The 21,801-nt window shown below is 39.5% G+C and carries 24 protein-coding genes, 1 pseudogene and 1 riboswitch; of the genes and pseudogenes, 13 read left to right on the top strand and 12 right to left on the bottom strand.

The features are described 5' to 3' along the window. From J2S17_RS22150 to J2S17_RS22135, 4 genes are all read right to left on the bottom strand, one after another. The coding region (locus J2S17_RS22150; RefSeq protein ID WP_307478117.1) for a hypothetical protein at positions 1-865 on the bottom strand (865 nt) is incomplete at its 3' end. Positions 866-993: 128 nt separating this feature from the next. Beyond that, positions 994-1,671 (bottom strand): molybdate ABC transporter permease subunit, encoded by a 678-nt coding sequence (modB, locus tag J2S17_RS22145; RefSeq protein WP_307478121.1) that lies wholly within the window; start codon positions 1,669-1,671, stop codon positions 994-996. Continuing rightward, positions 1,652-2,452 carry a molybdate ABC transporter substrate-binding protein gene (gene modA, locus J2S17_RS22140; protein ID WP_307478116.1) on the bottom strand — a complete coding sequence of 267 codons (801 nt, stop codon included), beginning with the start codon at positions 2,450-2,452 and terminating at the stop codon, positions 1,652-1,654. Before modA ends, modB begins: the two co-directional genes overlap by 20 nt. 78 nt (positions 2,453-2,530) lie before the next feature. Next, positions 2,531-3,595 (bottom strand): ABC transporter ATP-binding protein, encoded by a 1,065-nt coding sequence (locus J2S17_RS22135; RefSeq protein ID WP_307478115.1) that lies wholly within the window; start codon positions 3,593-3,595, stop codon positions 2,531-2,533. Between the two features lie 102 nt (positions 3,596-3,697). Between J2S17_RS22135 and J2S17_RS22130 the strand changes: the two genes are divergently transcribed. Next, a complete protein-coding gene (locus J2S17_RS22130; RefSeq protein ID WP_307478114.1) occupies positions 3,698-4,615 on the top strand; it encodes a substrate-binding domain-containing protein in 918 nt (305 codons plus the stop codon). A 34-nt stretch (positions 4,616-4,649) separates the two neighbouring features. Here the strand turns inward: J2S17_RS22130 and J2S17_RS22125 are convergent, their stop codons facing one another. Continuing rightward, entirely contained in the window at positions 4,650-5,426 is a 777-nt protein-coding gene (locus J2S17_RS22125) for a 3-hydroxybutyrate dehydrogenase (RefSeq protein WP_307478112.1), read from the bottom strand. Positions 5,427-5,683: 257 nt separating this feature from the next. On the opposite strand from J2S17_RS22125, the gene J2S17_RS22120 reads away from it, so the two are divergent. The 5 genes from J2S17_RS22120 to J2S17_RS22100 all read left to right on the top strand — a co-directional run bounded on the left by J2S17_RS22120 (position 5,684) and on the right by J2S17_RS22100 (position 11,797). Then, positions 5,684-6,613, top strand: coding sequence for a 3-hydroxyacyl-CoA dehydrogenase family protein (locus tag J2S17_RS22120; protein WP_307478111.1), 930 nt, complete (start codon positions 5,684-5,686; stop codon positions 6,611-6,613). A gap of 209 nt (positions 6,614-6,822) precedes the next feature. Continuing rightward, positions 6,823-8,496 (top strand): sigma-54 interaction domain-containing protein, encoded by a 1,674-nt coding sequence (locus tag J2S17_RS22115; protein ID WP_307478110.1) that lies wholly within the window; start codon positions 6,823-6,825, stop codon positions 8,494-8,496. Positions 8,497-8,973: 477 nt separating this feature from the next. Then, positions 8,974-10,359: a GntP family permease gene (locus J2S17_RS22110; RefSeq protein WP_307478108.1), complete on the top strand. Its 1,386-nt coding sequence runs from the start codon at positions 8,974-8,976 to the stop codon at positions 10,357-10,359. A gap of 74 nt (positions 10,360-10,433) precedes the next feature. Continuing rightward, the gene (locus J2S17_RS22105; RefSeq protein ID WP_307478107.1) at positions 10,434-11,132 is read left to right on the top strand and encodes a CoA transferase subunit A; all 699 of its coding nucleotides are present in this window, start codon (positions 10,434-10,436) and stop codon (positions 11,130-11,132) included. A gap of 14 nt (positions 11,133-11,146) precedes the next feature. Then, on the top strand, positions 11,147-11,797 hold the full coding sequence (locus tag J2S17_RS22100) for a 3-oxoacid CoA-transferase subunit B (RefSeq protein ID WP_307478105.1): 651 nt from the start codon (positions 11,147-11,149) through the stop codon (positions 11,795-11,797). A gap of 363 nt (positions 11,798-12,160) precedes the next feature. Here the strand turns inward: J2S17_RS22100 and J2S17_RS22095 are convergent, their stop codons facing one another. From J2S17_RS22095 to J2S17_RS22075, 5 genes are all read right to left on the bottom strand, one after another. Continuing rightward, positions 12,161-12,832, bottom strand: coding sequence for a methionine ABC transporter permease (locus tag J2S17_RS22095; RefSeq protein ID WP_307478104.1), 672 nt, complete (start codon positions 12,830-12,832; stop codon positions 12,161-12,163). Further along, entirely contained in the window at positions 12,807-13,844 is a 1,038-nt protein-coding gene (locus J2S17_RS22090; RefSeq protein WP_307478103.1) for a methionine ABC transporter ATP-binding protein, read from the bottom strand. Before J2S17_RS22090 ends, J2S17_RS22095 begins: the two co-directional genes overlap by 26 nt. 39 nt (positions 13,845-13,883) lie before the next feature. Further along, a complete protein-coding gene (locus J2S17_RS22085; RefSeq protein ID WP_307478102.1) occupies positions 13,884-14,711 on the bottom strand; it encodes a MetQ/NlpA family ABC transporter substrate-binding protein in 828 nt (275 codons plus the stop codon). A 44-nt stretch (positions 14,712-14,755) separates the two neighbouring features. Next, on the bottom strand, positions 14,756-15,865 hold the full coding sequence (locus tag J2S17_RS22080) for an iron-containing alcohol dehydrogenase family protein (protein WP_307478100.1): 1,110 nt from the start codon (positions 15,863-15,865) through the stop codon (positions 14,756-14,758). Positions 15,866-15,960: 95 nt separating this feature from the next. Further along, a riboswitch (SAM riboswitch) is annotated at positions 15,961-16,077 on the bottom strand. A 104-nt stretch (positions 16,078-16,181) separates the two neighbouring features. Further along, positions 16,182-16,751: a hypothetical protein gene (locus J2S17_RS22075; protein ID WP_307478098.1), complete on the bottom strand. Its 570-nt coding sequence runs from the start codon at positions 16,749-16,751 to the stop codon at positions 16,182-16,184. Positions 16,752-16,912: 161 nt separating this feature from the next. Here J2S17_RS22075 and J2S17_RS22070 point away from each other — a divergent pair, with 161 nt between their 5' ends. Further along, entirely contained in the window at positions 16,913-17,473 is a 561-nt protein-coding gene (locus J2S17_RS22070; RefSeq protein ID WP_307478096.1) for a hypothetical protein, read from the top strand. Between the two features lie 47 nt (positions 17,474-17,520). On the opposite strand, the gene J2S17_RS22065 is transcribed toward J2S17_RS22070, so the two are convergent. Continuing rightward, positions 17,521-17,751: a hypothetical protein gene (locus J2S17_RS22065; RefSeq protein ID WP_307478095.1), complete on the bottom strand. Its 231-nt coding sequence runs from the start codon at positions 17,749-17,751 to the stop codon at positions 17,521-17,523. 17 nt (positions 17,752-17,768) lie between these two features. Next, entirely contained in the window at positions 17,769-17,885 is a 117-nt protein-coding gene (locus J2S17_RS22060) for a sigma 54-interacting transcriptional regulator (RefSeq protein WP_370875100.1), read from the bottom strand. Between J2S17_RS22060 and J2S17_RS22055 the strand changes: the two genes are divergently transcribed. The 6 genes and pseudogenes from J2S17_RS22055 (at position 17,875) to J2S17_RS22030 (ending at position 21,689) form a co-directional block, all read left to right on the top strand. Beyond that, positions 17,875-18,081, top strand: a complete 207-nt coding sequence (locus tag J2S17_RS22055; protein ID WP_307478094.1) for a hypothetical protein — start codon at positions 17,875-17,877, stop codon at positions 18,079-18,081. The genes J2S17_RS22060 and J2S17_RS22055 overlap by 11 nt on opposite strands. A gap of 332 nt (positions 18,082-18,413) precedes the next feature. Beyond that, positions 18,414-18,584: a hypothetical protein gene (locus J2S17_RS22050; RefSeq protein ID WP_307478092.1), complete on the top strand. Its 171-nt coding sequence runs from the start codon at positions 18,414-18,416 to the stop codon at positions 18,582-18,584. Between the two features lie 20 nt (positions 18,585-18,604). Beyond that, positions 18,605-18,889: pseudogene (locus J2S17_RS22045) on the top strand (GNAT family N-acetyltransferase); the annotation flags it as partial. Positions 18,890-19,045: 156 nt separating this feature from the next. Further along, positions 19,046-20,461 (top strand): hypothetical protein, encoded by a 1,416-nt coding sequence (locus J2S17_RS22040; protein ID WP_307478091.1) that lies wholly within the window; start codon positions 19,046-19,048, stop codon positions 20,459-20,461. A gap of 113 nt (positions 20,462-20,574) precedes the next feature. Beyond that, the gene (locus J2S17_RS22035; RefSeq protein ID WP_307478090.1) at positions 20,575-21,327 is read left to right on the top strand and encodes a DUF2087 domain-containing protein; all 753 of its coding nucleotides are present in this window, start codon (positions 20,575-20,577) and stop codon (positions 21,325-21,327) included. A gap of 20 nt (positions 21,328-21,347) precedes the next feature. Next, positions 21,348-21,689 carry a GIY-YIG nuclease family protein gene (locus tag J2S17_RS22030; RefSeq protein ID WP_307478089.1) on the top strand — a complete coding sequence of 114 codons (342 nt, stop codon included), beginning with the start codon at positions 21,348-21,350 and terminating at the stop codon, positions 21,687-21,689. Positions 21,690-21,801: the final 112 nt, after the last annotated feature.

Here is a 21,801-nt window from a genome sequence, read left to right as displayed (position 1 = left end):
TCAAAATTGAGGAAAGAGAGTAGAAAGAGGTTGATTCTCCGCTCGTCCGAATCAAAATTGAGGAAAGAGAGTAGAAAGAGGTTGATTCTCCGCTCACAAGAGCCAAAATCGATGAAACAGAGTAGAAAGAGTCTGATTCTCCGCTCACTCGCATCAAAATCGATGAAACAGAGTAGAAAGAGGTTGATTCTCCGCTCATCCGAATCAAAACCGAGGAAAGAGAGTAGAAAGAGTCTGATTCTCCGCTTACCCGCATCAAAATCGATGAAACAGAGTAGAAAGAGTCTGATTCTCCGCTCATCCGAATCAAAATTGAGGAAAGAGAGTAGAAAGAGGTTGATTCTCCGCTCACTCGAATCAGAACCGATGAAACAGAGTAGAAAGAGTCTGATTCTCCGCTTACCCGAATCAAAATTGAGGAAAGAGAGTAGAAAGAGTCTGATTCTCCGCTCGTCCGATTCAAAATTGAGGAAAGAGAGTAGAAAGAGGTTGATTCTGCGCTCACCCGCATCAAAATCGATGATACAGAGTAGAAAGAGGTTGATTCTGCGCTCACCCGAATCAAAATCGAGGAAAGAGAGTAGAAAGAGGTTGATTCTCCGCTCATCCGAATCAAAATTGAGGAAAGAGAGTAGAAAGAGTCTGATTCTCCGCTCATCCGTACCAAAACCGAGGAAAGAGAGTAGAAAGAGTCTGATTCTCCGCTCACCCGCATCAAAATTGAGGAAAGAGAGTAGAAAGAGTCTGATTCTCCGCTCACTCGCATCAAAATCGCTGAAACAGAGTAGAAAGAGGTTGATTCTCCGCTCACAAGAGACAAAATCGAAGAAACAGAGAAGAAAGAGTAAGTTTTCCCACTTTTCAAAAATAAAATAGAATCAGGGCAATAGATTACCAAACTTGTTCCGGGTTGAACTGATGATCAATAATAAAACAGGGCACTAGTTCACAGAACTAGTGCCCTTAATAATACTCTAACGGCTTCGCATCATTTCATTCCTTTACCCTCACAGCCAAGAGCATGAGGAAGGAAAGGGTCACAATGGCTATTACCCATAACCATGCCATGACCATATTCCCGGAATCAATTGCGATATAGATAGCAATTGGTAGGGTTTGTGTTTCACCTGGGATATTGCCAGCAAACATAAGGGTAGCTCCAAACTCTCCTAGTGCACGGGCAAAGCTTAATATACTGCCGGAAATAAGTGCTTTAGATGCGAGTGGGATTGAGATAAAGAAGAAAATCTTCCATTCACTCGCTCCATCAACTCGCGCTGCATTTTCGATGTCACGGTCCATGGCGAGAAAGCCTGATTTGGCTGATTGATACATGAGTGGGAAGGCAACCACGATGGCAGCAATCACAGCTGCCCACCATGTGAAGATAATTGGACGGTCAAACAGCCATGTAATGGCTTGGCCAGCCCAGCTATTTTTCCCAAAAATAACGATGAGAAAAAAACCAACAACTGTAGGAGGAAGGACCATTGGCAACATAAGCAGTGTTTCAATTACTGCCTTTCCTCTAAATTGCTTTCGAGCAAAGAAACGGGCAGCGACTGTCCCTATTAAGATGACGATGATTCCTGCAATGATGGCAATTTTTAACGATACCCAGATTGGACTTAAAAATGCTTCAGAAAAAATACTATTGAGCAGTGAATCCATAATCCTCAAATATCTCTATAGTTTCATCACTCTGCAAGTATTCATAAAATTCTTTTGTGGCATCATAATTTTTTGAGTCGTTAATGATTCCTACTGGGTAAATAATGGGTGTATGTGTATCAGCTTCAGCTGTTGCGATAATTTTCACTTTATCTGTTAGCAATGCATCTGTTTTATATACTATCCCTGCACTGACATTTCCTGTTTCTACATAGGAAAGGACTTGACGCACATCTTTAGCATATACAATGTTAGATTCCACTTCGTTCCATAAATTCATCGTTTCTAAAGCTTCTTTTCCATAGGCGCCGGCTGGCACTATTTCAGGCGTACCAATTGAAATTTTGCTGACATTCTCTTTTGTAAGGTCTGAAAAGCTTTTGATCGTTGTGTCCTCTTCAGGAACAATCAGAACAAGTTCGTTTCCTAAAAGATCGATGCTATTATCTTTAGTAATCATTCCTTCAGCTACGAGTAAATCAAATTTATCCTCTGCAGCGGAGAAAAATAAATCAACAGGTGCGCCCTGAGATATTTGCTGTTGAAGGGATCCTGATCCGCCAAAGTTAAATGTTAGTGTTACTTCTGGATGCTCGTCCTCGTACGAAGCTTGGATCACATCCATTGCATCCTTTAAGCTGGCAGCTGCAGAAATTGTAAGCTCAACCTTTCCCTTTTCAGCTACAGGTTCTTTAGATTTTTCACTTTCGCTGCTTGAACATGCAGCAGTAAAAATAAGCACAATTAAGATCATAATGCCTAACTTCAAATGTTTGAACATGTTGTTTCCCCCTTTATATCTAATTATAACTAGTTATATCTTAATATAATAATCAGGAATATTAAATACTTTTCTCTACTAAAATATGCGGTTTTTGGATTGGCTGTCGAAAAAAAGCATTCTATTCAAATGAATGGACAGAGGCAGAGTTTGTCCTGGTTCTATTGCAATGGATGAAGGGATACGGGCAGTGAAAGGCTGATCACCTAGTCCAGCATTAATCATTGTATCCGCTCCTAATAATTCAACTGCTTCAATCTCTGTATGAAACATTGGGGTTGCTGATTCGATATACATGTCTTCTGGGCGAACGCCGATAATGATATCTTGTGAACTATTTTGTGGTAAAAGACCAGCTGGGATGGGTATGTATTGATCACCGATTTTTAGCCCGCTGGCTGTAAGGCTGCCAGAGAAGAAATTCATTGCAGGTGAACCGATAAATCCCGCTACAAATACATTTACTGGTTGTTCGTATACTTCTTTTGGTGTGCCGATTTGTTGGATTTGACCATGATTTAACACGACAAGCCGAGTAGCCATGGTCATTGCCTCGGTTTGGTCATGAGTCACGTAAATGGTCGTTGTTTGCAATCTACTATGAAGACTGATAATTTCACTGCGCATTTGTACGCGCAGCTTGGCGTCTAAGCTGGATAATGGCTCATCCATCAGAAAGACATTGGCGTCGCGTACGATAGCTCTTCCTAAGGCTACACGCTGCCTCTGTCCGCCGGATAGCGCCGCGGGCTTGCGATGTAAAAAAGGCTTTAGTCCAAGAATGGCTGCGGCTTCATTTACGCGGCGTTCTATTTCCGTTTTAGTCTGTTTCCTCATCTTCAATCCGAATGCCATATTTTGATATACTGTCATATGAGGGTATAATGCATAGTTTTGGAATACCATGGCGATATCGCGGTCTTTTGAAGATACATCGTTCATCTTTTGATTATCAATGAATAGTTCTCCATGTGTAATGTCTTCCAAGCCGGCAACCATACGTAATATAGTAGACTTCCCGCATCCGGATGGACCAACGAAGACGATAAACTCTTTATCTTTTATATCAAGATTAAAATCTTTTACTGCTATCTCATTTTTATTGTAGACTTTAGTAAGCTGCTGTAATTTTAAGTTAGCCATGAAAGTTCATCCTTATAAAATTAATTAATATTATATATAACCTATTATAACTAAATATAATGAAATATGCAGGGCATTTTCCGAAAATAATGGAGTGATTGTATGAACAACAATTCATCTTATACGATTGAAGAGGTTTCTCAAATTTTAAGGGTATCCAAATTAACCGTTTACGATCTAATCAAAAAAGGCGAGCTTTCGGCTTATCGCGTAGGCCGGCAAATGAGAGTTGACGACGATGATATTGAGAGCTATAAAGCTAAGAGTAAGACAGGTCTGATACCAGTCAATGATGGGGCGCTATCGCAGCCTTTTAAACAATCCAGCAATCAGGTCATCATTAGCGGCCAAGACATCGTTTTAGATATGTTAAGCAAGCATTTGGAAAACCATACAAGCTTTTCTTCGTTAAGACTTTATAATGGCAGCTTGAATAGCCTGATGTCGATGTACAAGGGAGAATGTGATGTGGTGAGTGTTCATTTATTCGATGGTGATACTGGTGAATACAACACTCCTTATGTTAAACGGATTTTAGTCAGTCAGCCATTTATCCAAATGAATTTAGTTCGACGGCAGGCGGGGATTTACGTGCAGAAAGGAAATCCCCATCAAATAAAGGACTGGAAAGATCTATCGATGCCTAATGTAAAAATCGTCAATCGTGAAAAAGGCTCAGGTGCAAGAGTGTTATTAGATGAGCAATTAAGATTGAATGGCCTCACTGCACAATCATTAAATGGATATGGGGATGAGTTAACTAGTCATTATTCCATCGCTTCAAGCGTCGCAAGCGGAAAAGCTGATGCTGGAGTAGGTATCGAAAATGTAACAAAAATGGTTAATGTAGACTTTGTTCCTCTCATAACAGAACAATATGATTTAGTTATTCTTAAAGAGAATACTATGCTCGTAAAAGCAATTAAGGAAACAATGGCTTCAACTGAATATCGCTCTCAATTAGAGCAATTGTATGGTTATAATTTAGGTTTAACAGGACAAGTCATCTATGAATCATGAAAAAAGGGAGAGGTGCACCTCTCCCTTTTTGCCTTTATTGAGCTGTATAGCCGCCATCTAAAACAACTGCCTGCCCTGTTACACCTTTTGCTTTATCACTTGCCAAGAACATCGCATAATCGGCAATCTCCTCGACTGCTAACAGACGGTTTTGCGGCACGAGAGGGTAAATAACCTCTTCAAGTACCTTTTCTAATGGCACGCCTCGTGTGACTGAAAGATCCATTAATTGATTGCGAACAAGTGGTGTATCTACATAACCAGGGCAAAGTGCATTTACTGTGACACCATGAGAGGCACTTTCTAAAGCTGCCACCTTAGTTAAACCAATGACACCATGCTTCGCGCTATTGTACGCTGCTTTGTTAGCAAAGCCGATTAATCCGTTAATCGAGGCAACATTAATGATTCTGCCGAAATTTTGTTCTTTCATAATAGGCAATACATTTTTTATTGCAATAAATGGTGCGGTAAGCATGATTTTAATCATTAATTCGAATTTCTCAGTAGGGAAATCCTCCAAGGGAGCCACATGCTGAAGTCCGGCATTGTTAATGAAGATATCAATACGGCCGAATTTTTGTTTCGTACCTTCAATTAGTTGGATGATTTCTGCCTCTTGTGTTACATCAGCCTTTAAACCGATTACTTCAAGCCCTTGCTTGGATAAATCATCAGCGGCCGCTTTTACATCCTTCTCATTAATATCTGATAGGACAACTTTTGCACCATTCTCTGCAAAGATTTTTCCAATCTCAAAGCCAATGCCTCTTGCAGAGCCAGTAATGATCGCTACTTTATTTGAAACCACTTTACATTCCTCCTTAAAAAAATGTAATGGCTCATTAGGGATGTACAGGAAAAAGGTTGAAAGAAAAAGAATTATAGTAATGGGGAGTGGGGAGATCGTATCGGAAAGTAGTTTATCATATCAAAATATTTTTCGCAATTATTTAATTTTTGGCACAATATTTGCACTGATTGTGATGAATGCACCGACAGTAATCGAGATGCTTCGGTCGATCAGCTCATTTATAGCCGACCGTTCAATGAAAAGGAGCGACCACGATGATAAAAAATATTACAGTGATAGGATCGGGTGTGATGGGAACAGGAATTGCCATTTCATTTGCGATCAATGGTTATCCAGTTGTTTTAAATGATTTAAACGATGAGTTCTTAGAAAAAGCGGAACGACGGATAAAACAGGATCTAGCATTGCTTGTGGAGGAAGGGGCAGTAACTTCAACAGGCAAAGCTGATGCTATTAAGAACATTAAGTATACAACAGATTTAGCAGATGCTAGCAAGGATGCTGATTTTATCATTGAAGCGATCCCTGAAGTAATTGATTTGAAGTGGAGTCTTTATCACAAATTAGAAGATTTGAAAAAAGAAAGTGCAATTATTGCTTCTAATACCTCTACATTTCCAATCTCACGTTTAGTTGAGAAGGCGTCATTTGCTAATAAAATGATCATTACTCATTATTTTAATCCAGGTCATCTTGTACCATTGGTAGAAATAGTAAAGCATGAACAAACGGAAAAAAAGGTAGTTGAAGACACGATTCAGCTGATGCGTGACATTGGAAAAGCGCCGATTGTTCTGCAAAAGGAGATTTCTGGTTTTGTTGCTAATCGCCTACAAACGGCTTTAATGAGAGAAGCTTTCTATCTGTTAAAAGAAGGGATTGCAAGTGCGGAGGATATTGATACAGCAGTCACTGCCGGTCCCGGATTCCGTTGGGCATTTACTGGCCCGATTGAAATTGCAGATTTTGGTGGTCTTGATACTTGGCAAAGAGTATTCGAGAATGTGGCACCTGATCTTGATCAATCAATGGAAGCACCTGAAATGATTTCGAAGTTAGTTGCAGAGCAGAAGCTTGGTGCGAAATCAGGAGAAGGGATATTCCGCTACGGGGATGAGTCGGTATCGGATAAACTAAAAGAACGAGATCGCGCTTTTATTCGATTGGGAAATTTAAAACAATAGAAAGAATGCAAAGCCATTATGAAGGGAGACAACTTTGTGATGGCTTCTTTATTTGGGGATTAGCAGAAGAATATAGGTCTCCCTCCCTCGGTCATATGATATAATTCAAATGATGTAATAATGGGAATCTTCCAATAGATCAGGTCCTATGAATGGATAGACGAGCTGTTGTTTTTATAATCTGTTTTGAAGTAAGGAGCGTTTTATCATTGAGAGAAGATCGTTCAAATCAGCTGCAATTATTAAACGCGATGATTGAGAGTTTACCATTTGGAGTAATGGTGATGAATAATGAAAAGGAAGTGCTGATGAGTAATCAGCGACTGCACTGCCTCCTTGAAGGAGAGATGGATGAGTTCTATGAAATGATTCAACAGAGCTCTGTATCAGGCACGAATATTCATTTGCGTGTTCATGAGAAGCAAATGATTGTAAGGTATGAGAAACTATTCGGCTATGAAGGAGCAGATTATATGTACCTCTGCTCATCACCGGCATTAAATGAGGCAGAGCTGATTAAGGATAACGATGGCGACAATGAAATCCTGATTCAGGATATTTTAGAATATGCATATGATGGACTGGTCATCGTTGATTCTGAAGGGTATGTTCGGATACTGACAAAGGCCTATGCTGATTTTCTGAGAGTGGATCAGAAGAGCTCAATCGGCAAGCATGTGACCGAAGTGATCGAAAATACGAGAATGCATATCGTTGTCAAAACAGGCAAGCAGGAAACAGCAGCGTTGCAAAAAGTGAATGATGGATATATGATCGCCACTCGCTCCCCTATTATTAAAGGCGGGAAAGTGGTTGGAGCAGTCGGAAAGCTATTATTTAAGAACGTTGGTCAATTTTCTGCTCTTTTTAAACGATTGAACATATTGGAAAAAGAACTAAAAAAGTATAAAGGAGATTTTCGTGAAAGCAATAAATCTTCTTATACGTTTGATCAGCTTATAGGGAAGTCTCAGGCTTTTGCAGAAGTGAAAGCGCGTGCCCAAAAGGTGGCAGAAAATGATTCCAATGTGTTGCTTCTCGGTGAAAGCGGTACAGGGAAAGAGCTGTTTGCCCACGCGATCCATCACGCAAGCAGGCGTTCAATGGGCGTTTTTGTTAAGGTAAACTGCGCTGCTATTCCTTCGGAGCTTATTGAATCAGAGTTGTTCGGGTATGAAGAGGGATCCTTTACTGGTGCGAAAAAGGGTGGTAAGGCAGGGAAGTTTGAAGCGGCAGATGGCGGTACAATATTTTTAGATGAAATCGGTGAGCTGCCGATCCATATGCAAGTGAAATTATTGCGTGTTCTGCAGGAAAAAGAAGTGGAACGTGTGGGATCTTCAAGCAGCATAGCTGTAGATGTCCGCATTGTCGCTGCGACCAATCGCAACCTCGAGGAAATGGTAGAGAAGGGAGAATTTCGTCTAGATCTTTACTACCGTTTAAAGGTAATGGAAATTCTCGTTCCTTCTTTAAAAGATAGACAGCAGGATATTGAGTTCTTGGTCGATCATTTTATAAAGAAGTATCAGCATATCATGATGAAGCGAATAAAAGGAATGGATGAGCGGGCCATGCGTCTGTTATTGAAATACAACTGGCCGGGCAACATCCGGGAATTAGAAAATATTATAGAACGTGCGATGAATATTGTTGACCCTAACCAGTTGATAACAAAAGATCAGCTTCCTAATAACATTAGAGGTCATGTAAAGACGGTATCTGTCCGATCCTTGGCTGAGGTAATGGAGGAAACAGAGCGCCAGACAATTTTAGCTTCGCTAGAGACAGAGAACGGCAATAAGACGGAAGCGGCTAAGCAATTGGGCATTAGTCGTACGACCCTTTATGAAAAAATGAATAAATATGGACTAGGTTCATAAAAAAAGAGTATTCGCAGCTTTAGTATTTAAAGCTTGTCTATTACTCTTTTTTTTATACTTGTAAGGTAATCTGAACAAAATATATGCCTTTTTGAGGTATTTGTCAGGAAATCCGTACAGAAATGAACAGATTTAGAAGGAATGCAAGGTAAACTGTACAACATTTACATCAAAATTAAAATTTGGACAGTGTTTTTGCAGATATTATGCGCAATTCAGTCTATTATTAATGAAAAATACTTTTTGGCATGAAGTTTGCATAATAAAATGGAGGGTGGCCCATTTTAGGGATGGAATGTGGAGAAGAACGTTTATAGTCAATATAAGGCGATGAAATGAAAACGTTTACTTAGAAGGGAGATTGCTAAGTTAATAGGGGGAGAAAAGTTAGGCAGGAATTGCGGCAGCTGCAATCCATCCATTCTGGGGAGATGAAGATGGCTTAGCAGACAGACGCAACAATAAGGGGGTTTTAGCTTGTTTATTGAGATTTTTGCAATCATATTAGCGTTAAGTTTATTAATTTTTCTTGCATATCGCGGTTATCCGGTTATCATCATCGCTCCAATTGTAACCTTGTTGGCCGTTGTTATTTCTGGCGGACTTCTATTGCCAAGTTATACAGAAGTTTATATGACAAATGCGGCAAATTATATTAAATCATTCTTTCCTATATTCCTATTAGGAGCGATTTTTGGAAAGGTAATGGAGATGACGGGAGCAGCAGCCTCGATCGCTCGAACGATTGTTTCTTCACTAGGTTCAAAGCATGCTATTTTAGCAGTTGTCTTGGCGTGTTCCGCTTTAACATATGGAGGCGTTTCATTATTTGTTGTAGCATTTGCCGTTTATCCATTTGCGGCTGAAATTTTTAAAGAAGCTGATATTCCAAAAAGGCTTATTCCAGGCACAATTGCATTAGGTGCTTTTACTTATACAATGGATGCATTGCCAGGTACACCACAGATTCAAAATATAATTCCGACGAATTATTTCGGAACAGATGCTTATGCGGCACCGTTAGTTGGGATTATTGGTGCAATCATCGTTTTTACTGGTGGAATGCTTTGGCTTGAGCGTCGACGCAAACAAGCAGTAGCTATAGGAGAAGGTTATGGAACTGGGCACAAGAATGAACCGGAAGAAATTGATGAAAAAAGTCTTCCGAAGTTTTGGCTAGCTATCGTTCCATTGGTTGTTGTAGTTGTCCTGAATTTTATCTTCAGCAGAACAGGTTTGTCAGTGAAGTTCTGGTATGATGCAACGACTTTAGCAGACAAATACAATATTCCTGATGCAAGTACTGTCACATCTTCATGGGCACTTATTTCTGCATTATCTATTGGAATCCTGGTAGCGATGCTCATGAATGTGAAAAAAATCAAAACGAATCTTGCAACTGGACTTACTGCCGCTGCAATGGGTTCATTGCTGGCGATTTTCAACACGGCATCAGAGGTTGGATTTGGGAACGTAGTCAAAACATTACCTGGATTTACTGCCATTCAAGACTGGGTCTTCAATGCAAGCAATAATCCTCTTGTTTCAGAGGCAATAGCAGTAAACGTCTTAGCAGGGGTTACTGGATCAGCTTCAGGCGGCCTATCGATTGCACTTGAAGTAATGGGGCAGCAATACTTACAGATGGCTAATACGCTTGGTATTTCACCTGAATTGCTGCATCGTATTGCATCCATGGCCTCTGGAGGAATGGATACATTACCGCATAATGGAGCAGTAATCACATTATTAGCAATCACAGGCCTGACACATCGTCAGTCTTATAAGGATATTTTTGCATTAACAATTCTAAAAACATTAGCTGTTTTTATTCTTGCTTTTGGAGCATCATTATTTATTTAAGTTATTCTATGGGGTTTTCCTCTTTGAGTGGGAAGACTCCATTTCATCAAAGAATGAGGGAGGAGAGGGAATTAATGAGTAAAGTGATTTCATCATTGGCTGAAGCAGTTTTAAAGGTTAGGGATGGAGCCTCTATTGTTGTAGGCGGTTTCGGTCTATGCGGAATACCGGAGAAACTGATCATGCAGTTAAAGGAGCAGGGTACGACAGATTTAACGATTTACAGTAACAATTGCGGTGTAGATGAATGGGGACTTGGCCTCCTTTTGGAAAATAAGCAGATCAAGAAAATGGTCGCTTCCTATGTGGGGGAAAACAAAGTATTTGAACAGCAATTTCTTAGTGGTGAATTGGAAGTCGAGCTTTGCCCGCAAGGTACTTTGGCTGAACGCTTGCGTGCAGGCGGAGCAGGGATTCCAGCATTTTATACAGCAACTGGGGTAGGCACTGAGGTAGCACAAGGCAAGGAACATAAAGAATTCAATGGCAAGAAATATATTATGGAAGAAGGCATTGTTGCTGACTTTGCATTTGTGAAAGCTTGGAAGGCAGACCCGTTCGGAAACCTTGTATTTAGAAAAACAGCACGCAACTTTAATCCGATTGTTGCAACAGCAGGGAAAATTACGATAGTGGAAGTGGAAGAGCTTGTAGGTGCAGGTGAACTTGATCCGGATGAAATCCATACGGCTGGAGTATATGTTCAGCATGTATACGCCGGTCAAAATTATGAAAAGAGAATTGAAAGGCTGACAACAAGCAAAGAAGCATAAGGGGGAACCAACGGATGAGTAATGGAAGAGAGAGGATTCTGCAGCGAGCGGTAAAGGAAATAGAAGATGGAATGTGCGTTAATCTTGGAATAGGTATGCCCACGCTTATTGCCGATATGATTCCAGATGAAGTAGACGTTATGCTGCAATCTGAAAATGGATTGCTGGGCATCGGCAATTACCCACACGCTGATCATGTTGACCCAGATCTAATCAATGCAGGCAAAGAGACAGTAACAACGAAAACAGGCGCATCCTTTTTTGATAGTGCCGAATCCTTTGCTATGATCCGCGGCGGTCATATTGATCTAGCTATTCTAGGCGGAATGGAGGTCTCTGAAACGGGGGACTTAGCCAATTGGATGATTCCAGGTAAAATGGTCAAAGGCATGGGCGGTGCGATGGATCTTGTACAAGGTGCGAAAAGAATTGTCGTTATAATGGATCATGTAAATAAGCATGGCGAATCGAAGGTGAAGAAGAGTTGTACCTTGCCTTTAACAGGAGAAGCCGTTGTTCATTGCCTAATTACTGAAATGGCTGTATTCCATTTTACAGACCACGGAATGGAGTTAGTGGAGCTGCAGGAAGGCGTGACGATGGAAGAACTGAAGGTAGCGACAGAAGCTGACTTTATCGTAAAATCTTCATCGTTAAACGTTTAAATAAAGTTGGAAAGGCTGTCGGGAAAGCTCGGCGGCTTTCTTTGTGAATCGGGAGGGAGTGACTAAAAAAGAGGAAGAGTGACTAAAAAAGAGGAAGAGTGACTAAAAAACCAATACGAGTGACTAAAACCGACACCCAAGTGACTAAAAAGCCAGAAAAAGTGGCTAAAACCTGCATTCAACTGACTAAAAAACTAGAGAAAAATGATTGAAACCCGCATCGAGCAATTAAAATTCCATATCAAACAAGCTTGAAAACTAAAATCTCAGCAGGATTAATATAAACCCATCCAAAATCCCCCTCGTATCACAACAACCAAACAAAAAGGCTTAGCGCAAATTACTGGCGCTAAGCTCTTTTATTTAATCCTTCTTCAATTTCGCTGCCAAATAGTTTCCTAACGATTGGAGTCCTTGAACGAGAATAATCAATAGAATCACAGTGATATACATCACATCAACCTCGTACCTCAAGTGGCCGTAACGATAGGCAAGGTCTCCGAGACCGCCTCCGCCAACCAGTCCTGCCATGGCAGTTGCTCCGATCAATCCGATTGTAGCAATCGTTAAACCTAGTACAATCGACGAGCGGGATTCTCTGACCAGTACATGCCAAATGATATGTCTTGTTTTAATTCCCATTGCCTCATATGCCTCGATGACACCACGGTCCACTTCAAGTAGAGCGGATTCCATTAATCTCGCAATATAGGGAGCTGTATAAACGACAAGGGGGACGATTACTCCTTTTACACCGATGGATGTACCAACGATATACTTAGTGAATGGCAGAATGAAGAACAACAGAATAATAAACGGTACCGAACGAATAACGTTGATGACGATATTTAAAATATTATAAACAAACTTATTGCCTAAGGCTTTTCCTGGTCTAGTTAATACAAGGAGTATACCTAATGGCAAGCCAATTAATACGGAAATGGCTAAAGAGATGCCAACCATTTGAAAGGTTTGGAGGGTGGAAGTCCATAGATCAGCGCCCCATAGATCAAGAAACTCGTTTATTTTCGCCACTGATCTTCACTCCTTCCACATGTACATTCTGTTCCTTTAAAAATTGCACGGCTTTTTCGATTTCTGCTTGATCGCCTTTTAAATGGACTAAAAGCTGACCGAACGATTCATCTTTTAATCGCGTAATACTTCCGGATAAGATATTCGGATAAATATCAAACTTTTTGCTGATTAACGCCAGAGCTGGTTCTCCAGAGGATTCTCCAAAGAAGGACAGTGTAGCTACATGACCGGATTCATTTAGGTTTGTCAGCAATTCATCAGGGATATCGTGAGAGAACAAGCTATTCACGAAACGTTTTGTTGTCGAATGCTTAGGTGATGTAAAGACATCCTTCGTTTTGCCTTCTTCAATCACTTCGCCATTTTCCATGACTGCCACGCGATCACAAATGCGTTGAATGACGTTCATTTCATGAGTGATCAATAAGATTGTAATCCCCAGTTCTTTATTAATCTTTAATAGTAGATCTAGAATCGCTTCAGTTGTATCAGGATCAAGTGCACTGGTTGCTTCGTCACTGAGAAGAACTTCTGGCTCATGAGATAAGGCGCGGGCAATTGCGACCCGCTGCTTTTGACCACCAGAAAGTTCAGCTGGATAAGCGTTTTGTTTTTCACTTAGTCCGACGATATTTAAGTATTTCTCAACCCGTTCCTTCACCATCTGTTTACTCAAGCCTGTTAACTTGAGTGGAAGTGCGATGTTATCATAAACAGTTGCCGTTTTAAGTAGATTGAAGCCTTGAAAAATCATGCCGATATTACTTCGCGCTTCACGGAGCTTTCCAGTTGATAATTTAGTTAAATCTACATTCTTTACTTTTACAGAACCTTTATCAGGTGTTTCTAAAAGGTTAACACAGCGGATCAAGGTGCTCTTACCCGCACCGCTGTATCCGATTACTCCATATATTTCGCCTTGCTTCACTGAAAGCGAGACATCTTTTAGCGCGTAAATTGAACCTTGTTTAGCTGTAAAAGTCTTTGAGATGCCTGTTAGTTCAATCATGTGTAAAACTCCCTCCGTTAAGCAAATTTCCAGTCTTTCTTAATCCCAAGAAATAATAACAGACCCTTCAAATGTTTCTTCAATGAACTTGGCTACTTCTTCACTGCGATAGATGTTAGCTAACTTCTCGATGGCTTCATCATCTTTATCTGCAGTTCTTACTGCTGCATGGTTTACATATGGAGAATCCTTAGGTTCGATGAAAATCGCATCTTTAGATGGAACGAATCCTGCTTCGATGGCAAAGTTTGTATTAATAGCTGCTGCATCAAGTTCTTCCAGCTGGCGAGCGATTTGCGCTGAATCCAGCTCAATGAATTCATAATCTCCGTTGTTTTTAACGATATCTCTTATTGTTGAGTTAATGCCTTTTTCGGGGTCTAGTTCGATTAGCCCAGCTTGTTCAAATAGTAGCAGCGCACGTCCACTGTTTGTTGGATCGCTTGGCAAACCGATTTTTGCACCGTCTTTTAATTCAGCAACATCCTTTACTTCTAAAGCATAGATGCCCATCGGGAAAGTGACTGTATCAAATGATTTTACAAGATCTAGATTTCTATCTTCAATAAATGCGTTAAAGTATGGCTCTGTTTGGAAAATGTTGATATCAATGTCTTTTTCAGCTAAAGCAACATTAGGCATTACATAGTCTGTAAATACTTTAGGTTTAATGTTTAAGCCTTCCTCTTTTCCAAGTTCAATTACTTTTTCAAGAATTTGCTCATGAGGACCTGCGGTCACACCCACTACTAACTTTTCATCTCCGTATAATCCGCCTGTTTCTCCGCTGTCTGCTTCATCGCTGCCACAAGCAGCAAGTACTGATAATGCTAAAACGAATCCACTTGCTAATAACCATTTTTTCATGATATTTTCCTCTTTTCGTTTGTTTGTCTTTTGGATGATATTAATTAACTGATCTTAGAAAGATTCAATTTTTCCACTTTTAACATGGCGTCTTTAAGTGCATCTTCCGTGATTTCCTGTTCCATTAGATGAATGGATTCTTGCGGTAATATCATTTTTTGAATGATACAGCTTAATAGCACTTGATTTTCCACATCGATGGCGAGTTGCTGCAAGCAGCTGGGCAGCTCCCATACGCTGTAGTAGTCTAGTAATTTTTTTAACTCTTCGTCTTTTTTCTCTAATGCCAGCTGAACTAAAATGCCATATGCAACCAGCTCGCCATGTAAGAATGGTTTGACTTCTTTGGCTTCAGTTAGTCCATTATGCACAGAGTGTGCACCAGCAACTCTTCCAGCTTTCTCTCCGAAACCGCCGACCATTCCACCTGTCATAATGATGGCTTCAATCACTCTGACCAGTGCAGGGGATATCATTTTTTGATTCGCACTCTCAATGGCTGCTTGACCATCTTTAAGAAGGACGTCTCTGCAAATGGCTGCTGAAAATTGCGAAACCTTCAATGGTACTGGCAGCTCTTCATTTTTATAAAAAGAAGTGATTAAGGCTGCAGCTTCGTAATATTTAGCGAGAGTGTCTCCAATTCCAGCTTTTAAATATTGCACAGGTGCGTGAGCGATGATGGCTGGCTCAACGAGTACAAGAGTAGTAGCTAGAGGGAACTCGGTGTAATGAGTGAAAGCACCTTGTTCGTCATAAAACACACTGAGTGGTGTCCAGGCAGCACATGTTGCGGCAATGCTGGGTATCAGGATGGATTTAACACCGGCTTCAACTGCTGTCGCCTTCGTAATGTCCAGTGCGGTCCCGCCACCGATTCCGATCACCACGTCAGCAGATTGCAAATTCAGTTTTTCAGCTAACCGCTTAACGGTTTGCAATGTAGTATGGCCTTCAACAAATGTTAGCTGTGATTCTTCTAATCTCACAATATTTTTTGGCAAGTAAGGCTTTACGGCTTCCCATGCTTTTTTACCAGAAATTATTTGAATGTTCTTTACTTGAAGTTCCTCAATAAAGGTATTAAATTTTGCAAGAATTCCCTCATCGATTTGATAATGACCGGGAGCTCCTTTCACAATAGATGTTGGCATTTTTCTTCCCCTCTTCTGTCTGTGAAATTATGGCAATAAACAAAAAATGCCTCTCAAAAAGAGAGGCATAAGTATATTTAAATAATTAAGTACCTCTCTTATTTTTCAAAATACAATTGTATTTTGCAGGATTTAGCACCTGTTCATGAATAGAATCCACAAATGGTTGCCGGGCGTCACAGGGCCAGTCCCTCAGCCTCTCTCAATAAGAGAATAGATTTATTAAATTTTTATATTCATAATATTACTGTTATATAGAAAAGTCAATAATATTTTTGTGTTTTTGTAGTTTGGAGGTTTTTACAGTTGTATTTGCTTAATGATGTTGATGCTCTGTTGTTGGTTCATCGATTTCAATCTGATCGTTGGGATTGTTTGTTTGCAGTATACCAATTGTACAGATAATGGAGATGCTCAAAAGAAAGGAAAGGTAAAAGGGTGCGGACTTACTTTTTAGCACATTTTTTACTTTTAGCTCCTTGCTTATTAATAACATCATAGAGAAGACACTTAAAAGATAAATGATATCCATTGCAATAATCATCAAGGTTATCTCAGAAGGTGCAAGCATGATGCCGAGCATTGCTCCCATCATCGCACCCATTAGGCTGGCCGACTGTGCTTCAACCATTCCATTGATTCCGAAAGGCCTTCCAATTAAGGTGGCAATTGCTGCACTCATGAGGATCGCGATGATTGTGGAAAGCCCCATCTGCGGAATCCATAGTGCAACTACAAGACCGATTGTTAAACTGCCCGTCATCCCCAATACCATAGGAATGCATTTAGAGAATGTTTTTTTCACTGCATTATTCTTTGCTCTAGTGCTGATAAAAAAATAGATGCTGTAGGAAAGCACCATTAGAAATGTGATGAATAATAACATGTAAAAACCCCCTCGATTTTTTCGTCCCCTTTATTTATATTGAGTTAAAAAATTTATATTCCGCTATGTAAAAGGACAATTCATTAATTTTGTGAAAATATGGAACCTTTTGGTTGGTATATTCGTAATAAATATAGAAGAGAAAAAGAGGTGGTTGTTTTGTGGGAAGATATGAAGCGAGACATATTTTTTTAGCATTAAGTATTGGTATAGGAGTTTTATCAGCGTTATCTATCGCTTTTATTCCACAAATTGTGGGTACGATTGTTCACCATGATACTGGAATTTGGAAGGTATTCGTTCCCAAATCAGCACACTACATGTATGGAATCGGATTTTTCCTCATTACGATAGCCATGCTTATCATTGCGTTAATGAATGTGAAAAAGCTTTCAATTGTATTAGCTGTTGGACTGACTCTCGTAAGTATGATTCCTTTTTATATTGGTGCACAAGCCTATGTTGTTTTTTCGCATGATAAAATTTCCTTTTCGCAGCTTTTGTCCGGTGATAAATATGAATATTCATGGGATGAACTGGATGCTGTGCATTATTATGAACCGATTGAAGATAGAAGAGGTCGTTTCGAGTTTACATTTCATGATGATAATCATTTCTCATTAGAAGATAATTTGTATTTTAGTGATATTATCAATCCCCTCGTTTTGAAGCTTGATTCAATTAATTTGGCAATTACTAGAGTTGATGAGAAAGACACCTAATGGAGTAGAAAATACAGCCTTCTCCATTAGGTGTCTATTAAGCATGTTTATGTTGTTCCCAGCGCCGGAGTTTTTTTAATAATGTTGTATGGTGAATGAAATATATGAGGCGGTAAATGCTCTCGTTGGATGTTTCTTTCCGGGATGGATACGACTAAGCTTCCCATGATATTTTTTATCAGCATATATTTCCAGACCAATGGCAAGATTGCAGCACCCGCTTGGTTTCTGGTAAATGCTCTTTCTAATGCGGTATTGTTCTTTAAAGTACAAATCAATATCTTCTATTTACTCTTCATGGAGGAGTATCCAGCGTAATAACGGCAATGCGATAGAATAAATCCTCTCGAAATTCTCCATTTTTCATTTTTTTCTCTAAAGCTTGATTCGTTGCAGATATGATGGGGAACATTAATTGGTTAGGATTGTGTGCTGGCGATCCTTTGTATCTTTTTCCAGGACATGCAATCATTTTTCTCGTCGTAAAAGGGGGAATTATACTGACAATAGATAACTTGTTAAGCGGTGTCATGCCATTAGAGGAAATAAATGAAGGATTTGACCAGCTGGCTACTGGAGAAGTTAATCGAATGATGGTCATACCATAAAATCTTAATGCTGGTTAGGTCAGCAGCCTAATCGTGTTGGGTTATTCTTTTTGCCACTAAATATTTGTTTCTGTTTAGAATATCTACAGTTGTAATAAATAGAGCAAATCGCTATTTCATTTATATATCCGCCTTGTTCGAAAATAACCCTTGAATTTACCAGTTATCATAGGTATTTTTAGTAAAGAAACAACTATTCTTTTTATAACAAAAGGGAAAGCTAATCATTCTATTATGCAAAACCGATTCTCTCCATAAATGATGATAAATGCAGCAACTTTACAGAAGGGCATTCTTATAAGTTTATTTCTTTATAACTGGGGGAAAATGAGTTGAAGCATTTACGTATACGTCCCATTAGAAGAGAAGATGCCATTTCTATAAATAAAATAAGGCGACAGCCGTCTGTCATTAATCACACGATGTCATTTTCATCTGAGCGAATGAGTGCAACAGAGGCTTACATCGAAAGCTTGGGCACGGATGAACATTCTTCTTTGTAGCAGAGGTAGAAGATCATGTCCTAGGGTATGGTATGCTTGAAGTAAGAACTGGTAAATTGAGGTATAGCGGAACTATATCCATATCTATTGATGAACAATGGCAGAATAAAGGAATAGGAAGCCGTTTATTAGATGCCTTGCTTGAGCTGGCGGACTTGCATTTAGGATTGACCAGGATTGAATTAGAGGTAACGTCAGCGAATAGCGCTGCCGTCCATCTATACGAGAAACAAGGGTTTGAAAAGGAAGGTTTGCTTAGTAATGGAGGTTTTCATGATGTCATCATTATGGGAAGAGTGTTATAATCAGGGTTTTAATAGAAGAAGGCTCTGTTTAATATAGTGTTTTAAATGAGTTAATAATCAAGGGAGAAGAAAGTATAGGTATACTTAAGTATATTTTGCAGTTATATTGTCTTCCTTCCCACTAATAAAACCAATAATCAAAGGAGAACTACTGCTTTGTATCACACGATAATTGAACAGTTAAAAGGATACTTTAAAGGAATCGATCCAGCCGCTTTGAAAGCGGAGCAGATGGAATTTGAAGAGGAAGTTTTTGATATATTATTGGAGGAATGGGGAGAATCTGTTGGTTCGGTCCGCTTTGATGAGGTAGGGATTGCAGAATTCTTTATTTATACAGATGAAATCGATTCATTGCCTAGGACTGCATCGAAGTTTGAAATGATTATGCAGGCGGAAGGTTTTATTGAGAAATTCTATGATGAAGATTTTAGAAAAGGTCTCTATTTATCCGCATACATTGACTTAGGTGAGTATCACATCATTATTTATAATCGCAAGGATGATCAGCTTGATAAGGAGCTGCCGAATTCAGGGATTAGCTTTACTATGCTGCCTAATGGCTTAATCAGCTCAGTTGAAAGAGAAGAGTTGGGCTATGAGGTCCAATATCCGCAAAAAAGCATCACTGCCAGTATGGCGAAGGAAATCTATCTCGATCAATTGCAGCTTACCCCTGTTATAGCAAAGTATGCAAAAGATACATTCTTATCCGGGGATAATCAATATCATTATGTATATGAATTGGAAGATTATATTATAGAAGTCGACACAAATGGAAAAATACATACCACTGAAGTCTTAGGATTCCCGCAGCAAGTAATTGAACCGCTGCCCGCACTCGATTCATTCACAGATATCTATACTCTAGCTGGCTTAACAGAAGAGCATATGAAAGTGGCTGAAACGAAAAGCAGGCATGGCAGATTAGAAGTGTGGAGCCGTTTGAAGAAGGAGGAGCTTCGGGTAAGTGATGAAGATTTAGTAGATACTGAATTGGAAATTCCCGAAGTAATTAAATTTTTATTTCATCAAGATGGTAGGCTTTTGAAGCTTATGGGAGAAGAGGAGTCGCTGCCAGGAAGGACCATTTCATATGAAGAAGCACTTCATAATGCCATATCGCTTCTATCCGCAATTGCCGTACAGCCAGATATCACTTTTAAACTGCAGAAGTCTAATTTGACAAAGGAAGTGGAGGAGGATGATGCTCTCCGTCTATTCTACTTTACTTTTCTCCGTTATGAGCGTGGTGTTTGTATTGCAGATGCTACAGTCACAGTTGAGGTTGATGCAGATACAGGGCTTGTAAAGAAAGCAGACGTGGATCAAGAGGTTTTAATAGACTTCTCTCTTATTTGTCTAGAAGAGAACCTTTCCATCTTAGAAGCGAAAAAGATTATTAAGGAAGCTTTACTGATGGAGCTTTCGTGGGTGAAAGACTCGCAGCATCAGATCTACACGCTGTCTTATTTGCCTTCCTATCCTTTAACGACAGGGCATATAAAAATGATTCACACAAAAACAGGAGAACCATGGGTGATTGACACATCATGTATGGATCAATATTAAGGACGACTTTCGATTAAGAAAGTCGTTTTTATTTTGGTGAAGATAATTGACATTAAACAAACAAAATAATAAAATGTTTGTTATAAGACAAACAAAATGGAGAAATGATTACAATGAAACAATCCGAAGTATTCTGGAATGCATCGCTGAGTGAAATGAAACGAGGGTTCGTTGAAGAAAGCGAGAATTATATTTGTCTCTTATGTGGAAAGACGACAGAAAAAGGAATCATCTATGGGAAAGATGATATTTTTTATGATGCAGAAAAGTTTTTGAAAAAGCATATAGAAGACATACATGGATCGGTCTTTGAGTTTTTAATTGACCTTGATAAGAAGCTAACAGGGCTGACTGATCATCAAAATCGATTGCTTCGTCTTTTTTATGAAGGGAAATCAGATAATGATATTCGACAGTATTTAGGTATAGGAAGCGCATCAACCATTCGCAATCATCGTTTCGTGTTAAAGGAAAAAGAACGTCAAGCAAAACTGTATTTAACATTGATGGAATTGTTGAAGGAGAAGGATAAGCACAAACCGAGCTTCATTGATATCCATCAAACAGCTCGGATGGTGGATGATCGCTACAATGTAACGGAAGAAGAAAAAGACGAAATCGTGATGAAGTTTTTCCCTGAAGGTGTTCTGGCTGCGCTGCAAAGCTTCCCGCCAAAAGAGAAGCAAAGACTCGTTGTGTTAAGAGAAATTGCTGAACGTTTTATTCCGGAAAAGGAATACGAAGAAAAGGAAGTCAATCAACTATTAAGCGCTGTCTATCATGACAATGTTTTGCTAAGACGCTATTTAATTGAGTATGGATTAATGAATCGAAAATCTGACGGCAGCAAATATTGGCGGAATTAATAAGAAAGAGGGCAGGTTAAATGGATCGGAAAAAGGAACTCAAGCAATTGTATAAAGAATCGGAAATAGAGGCTGGAGTCTATCAAATCAAAAACAAACAAACTGGAAAAGTGTTTGTTGCAAGTACACCTAATCTTAAAACCTTGAATGGCAAAAAGTTTATGCTGAAAAACGGTACATTTATTAACAAGGAACTGCAGGCTGACTGGAATCGTGCCGGTGAAGATGCCTTTGAAATTACGGTATTAGAGGTGCTCAAAAAGAAAAAAGACGGTTATTTTAATGAAAAGATAGAGTTGGAGAAGCTTGAAGAAAAGTGGCTGGAACAGCTTCAGCCATTTGGTGATAAGGGGTACAATTAGAACCGCTATTCAAAGCGGTTTTTTTCGTTTGAAAAGAAAGGAATTTGGTTAAATATTTGAAGGCAGGCAAATTAAAGAGCGTTGTGCACGCCATGCAGGTTATCTATCCAAG

Origin of the sequence: Cytobacillus purgationiresistens (genome assembly GCF_030813235.1) — a bacterium.
Taxonomy (GTDB): Bacteria; Bacillota; Bacilli; order Bacillales; family Cytobacillaceae; genus Cytobacillus; species Cytobacillus purgationiresistens.
Note: the sequence above shows the minus strand (reverse complement) of the source record. Positions and strands in the feature narration are given on the sequence as shown.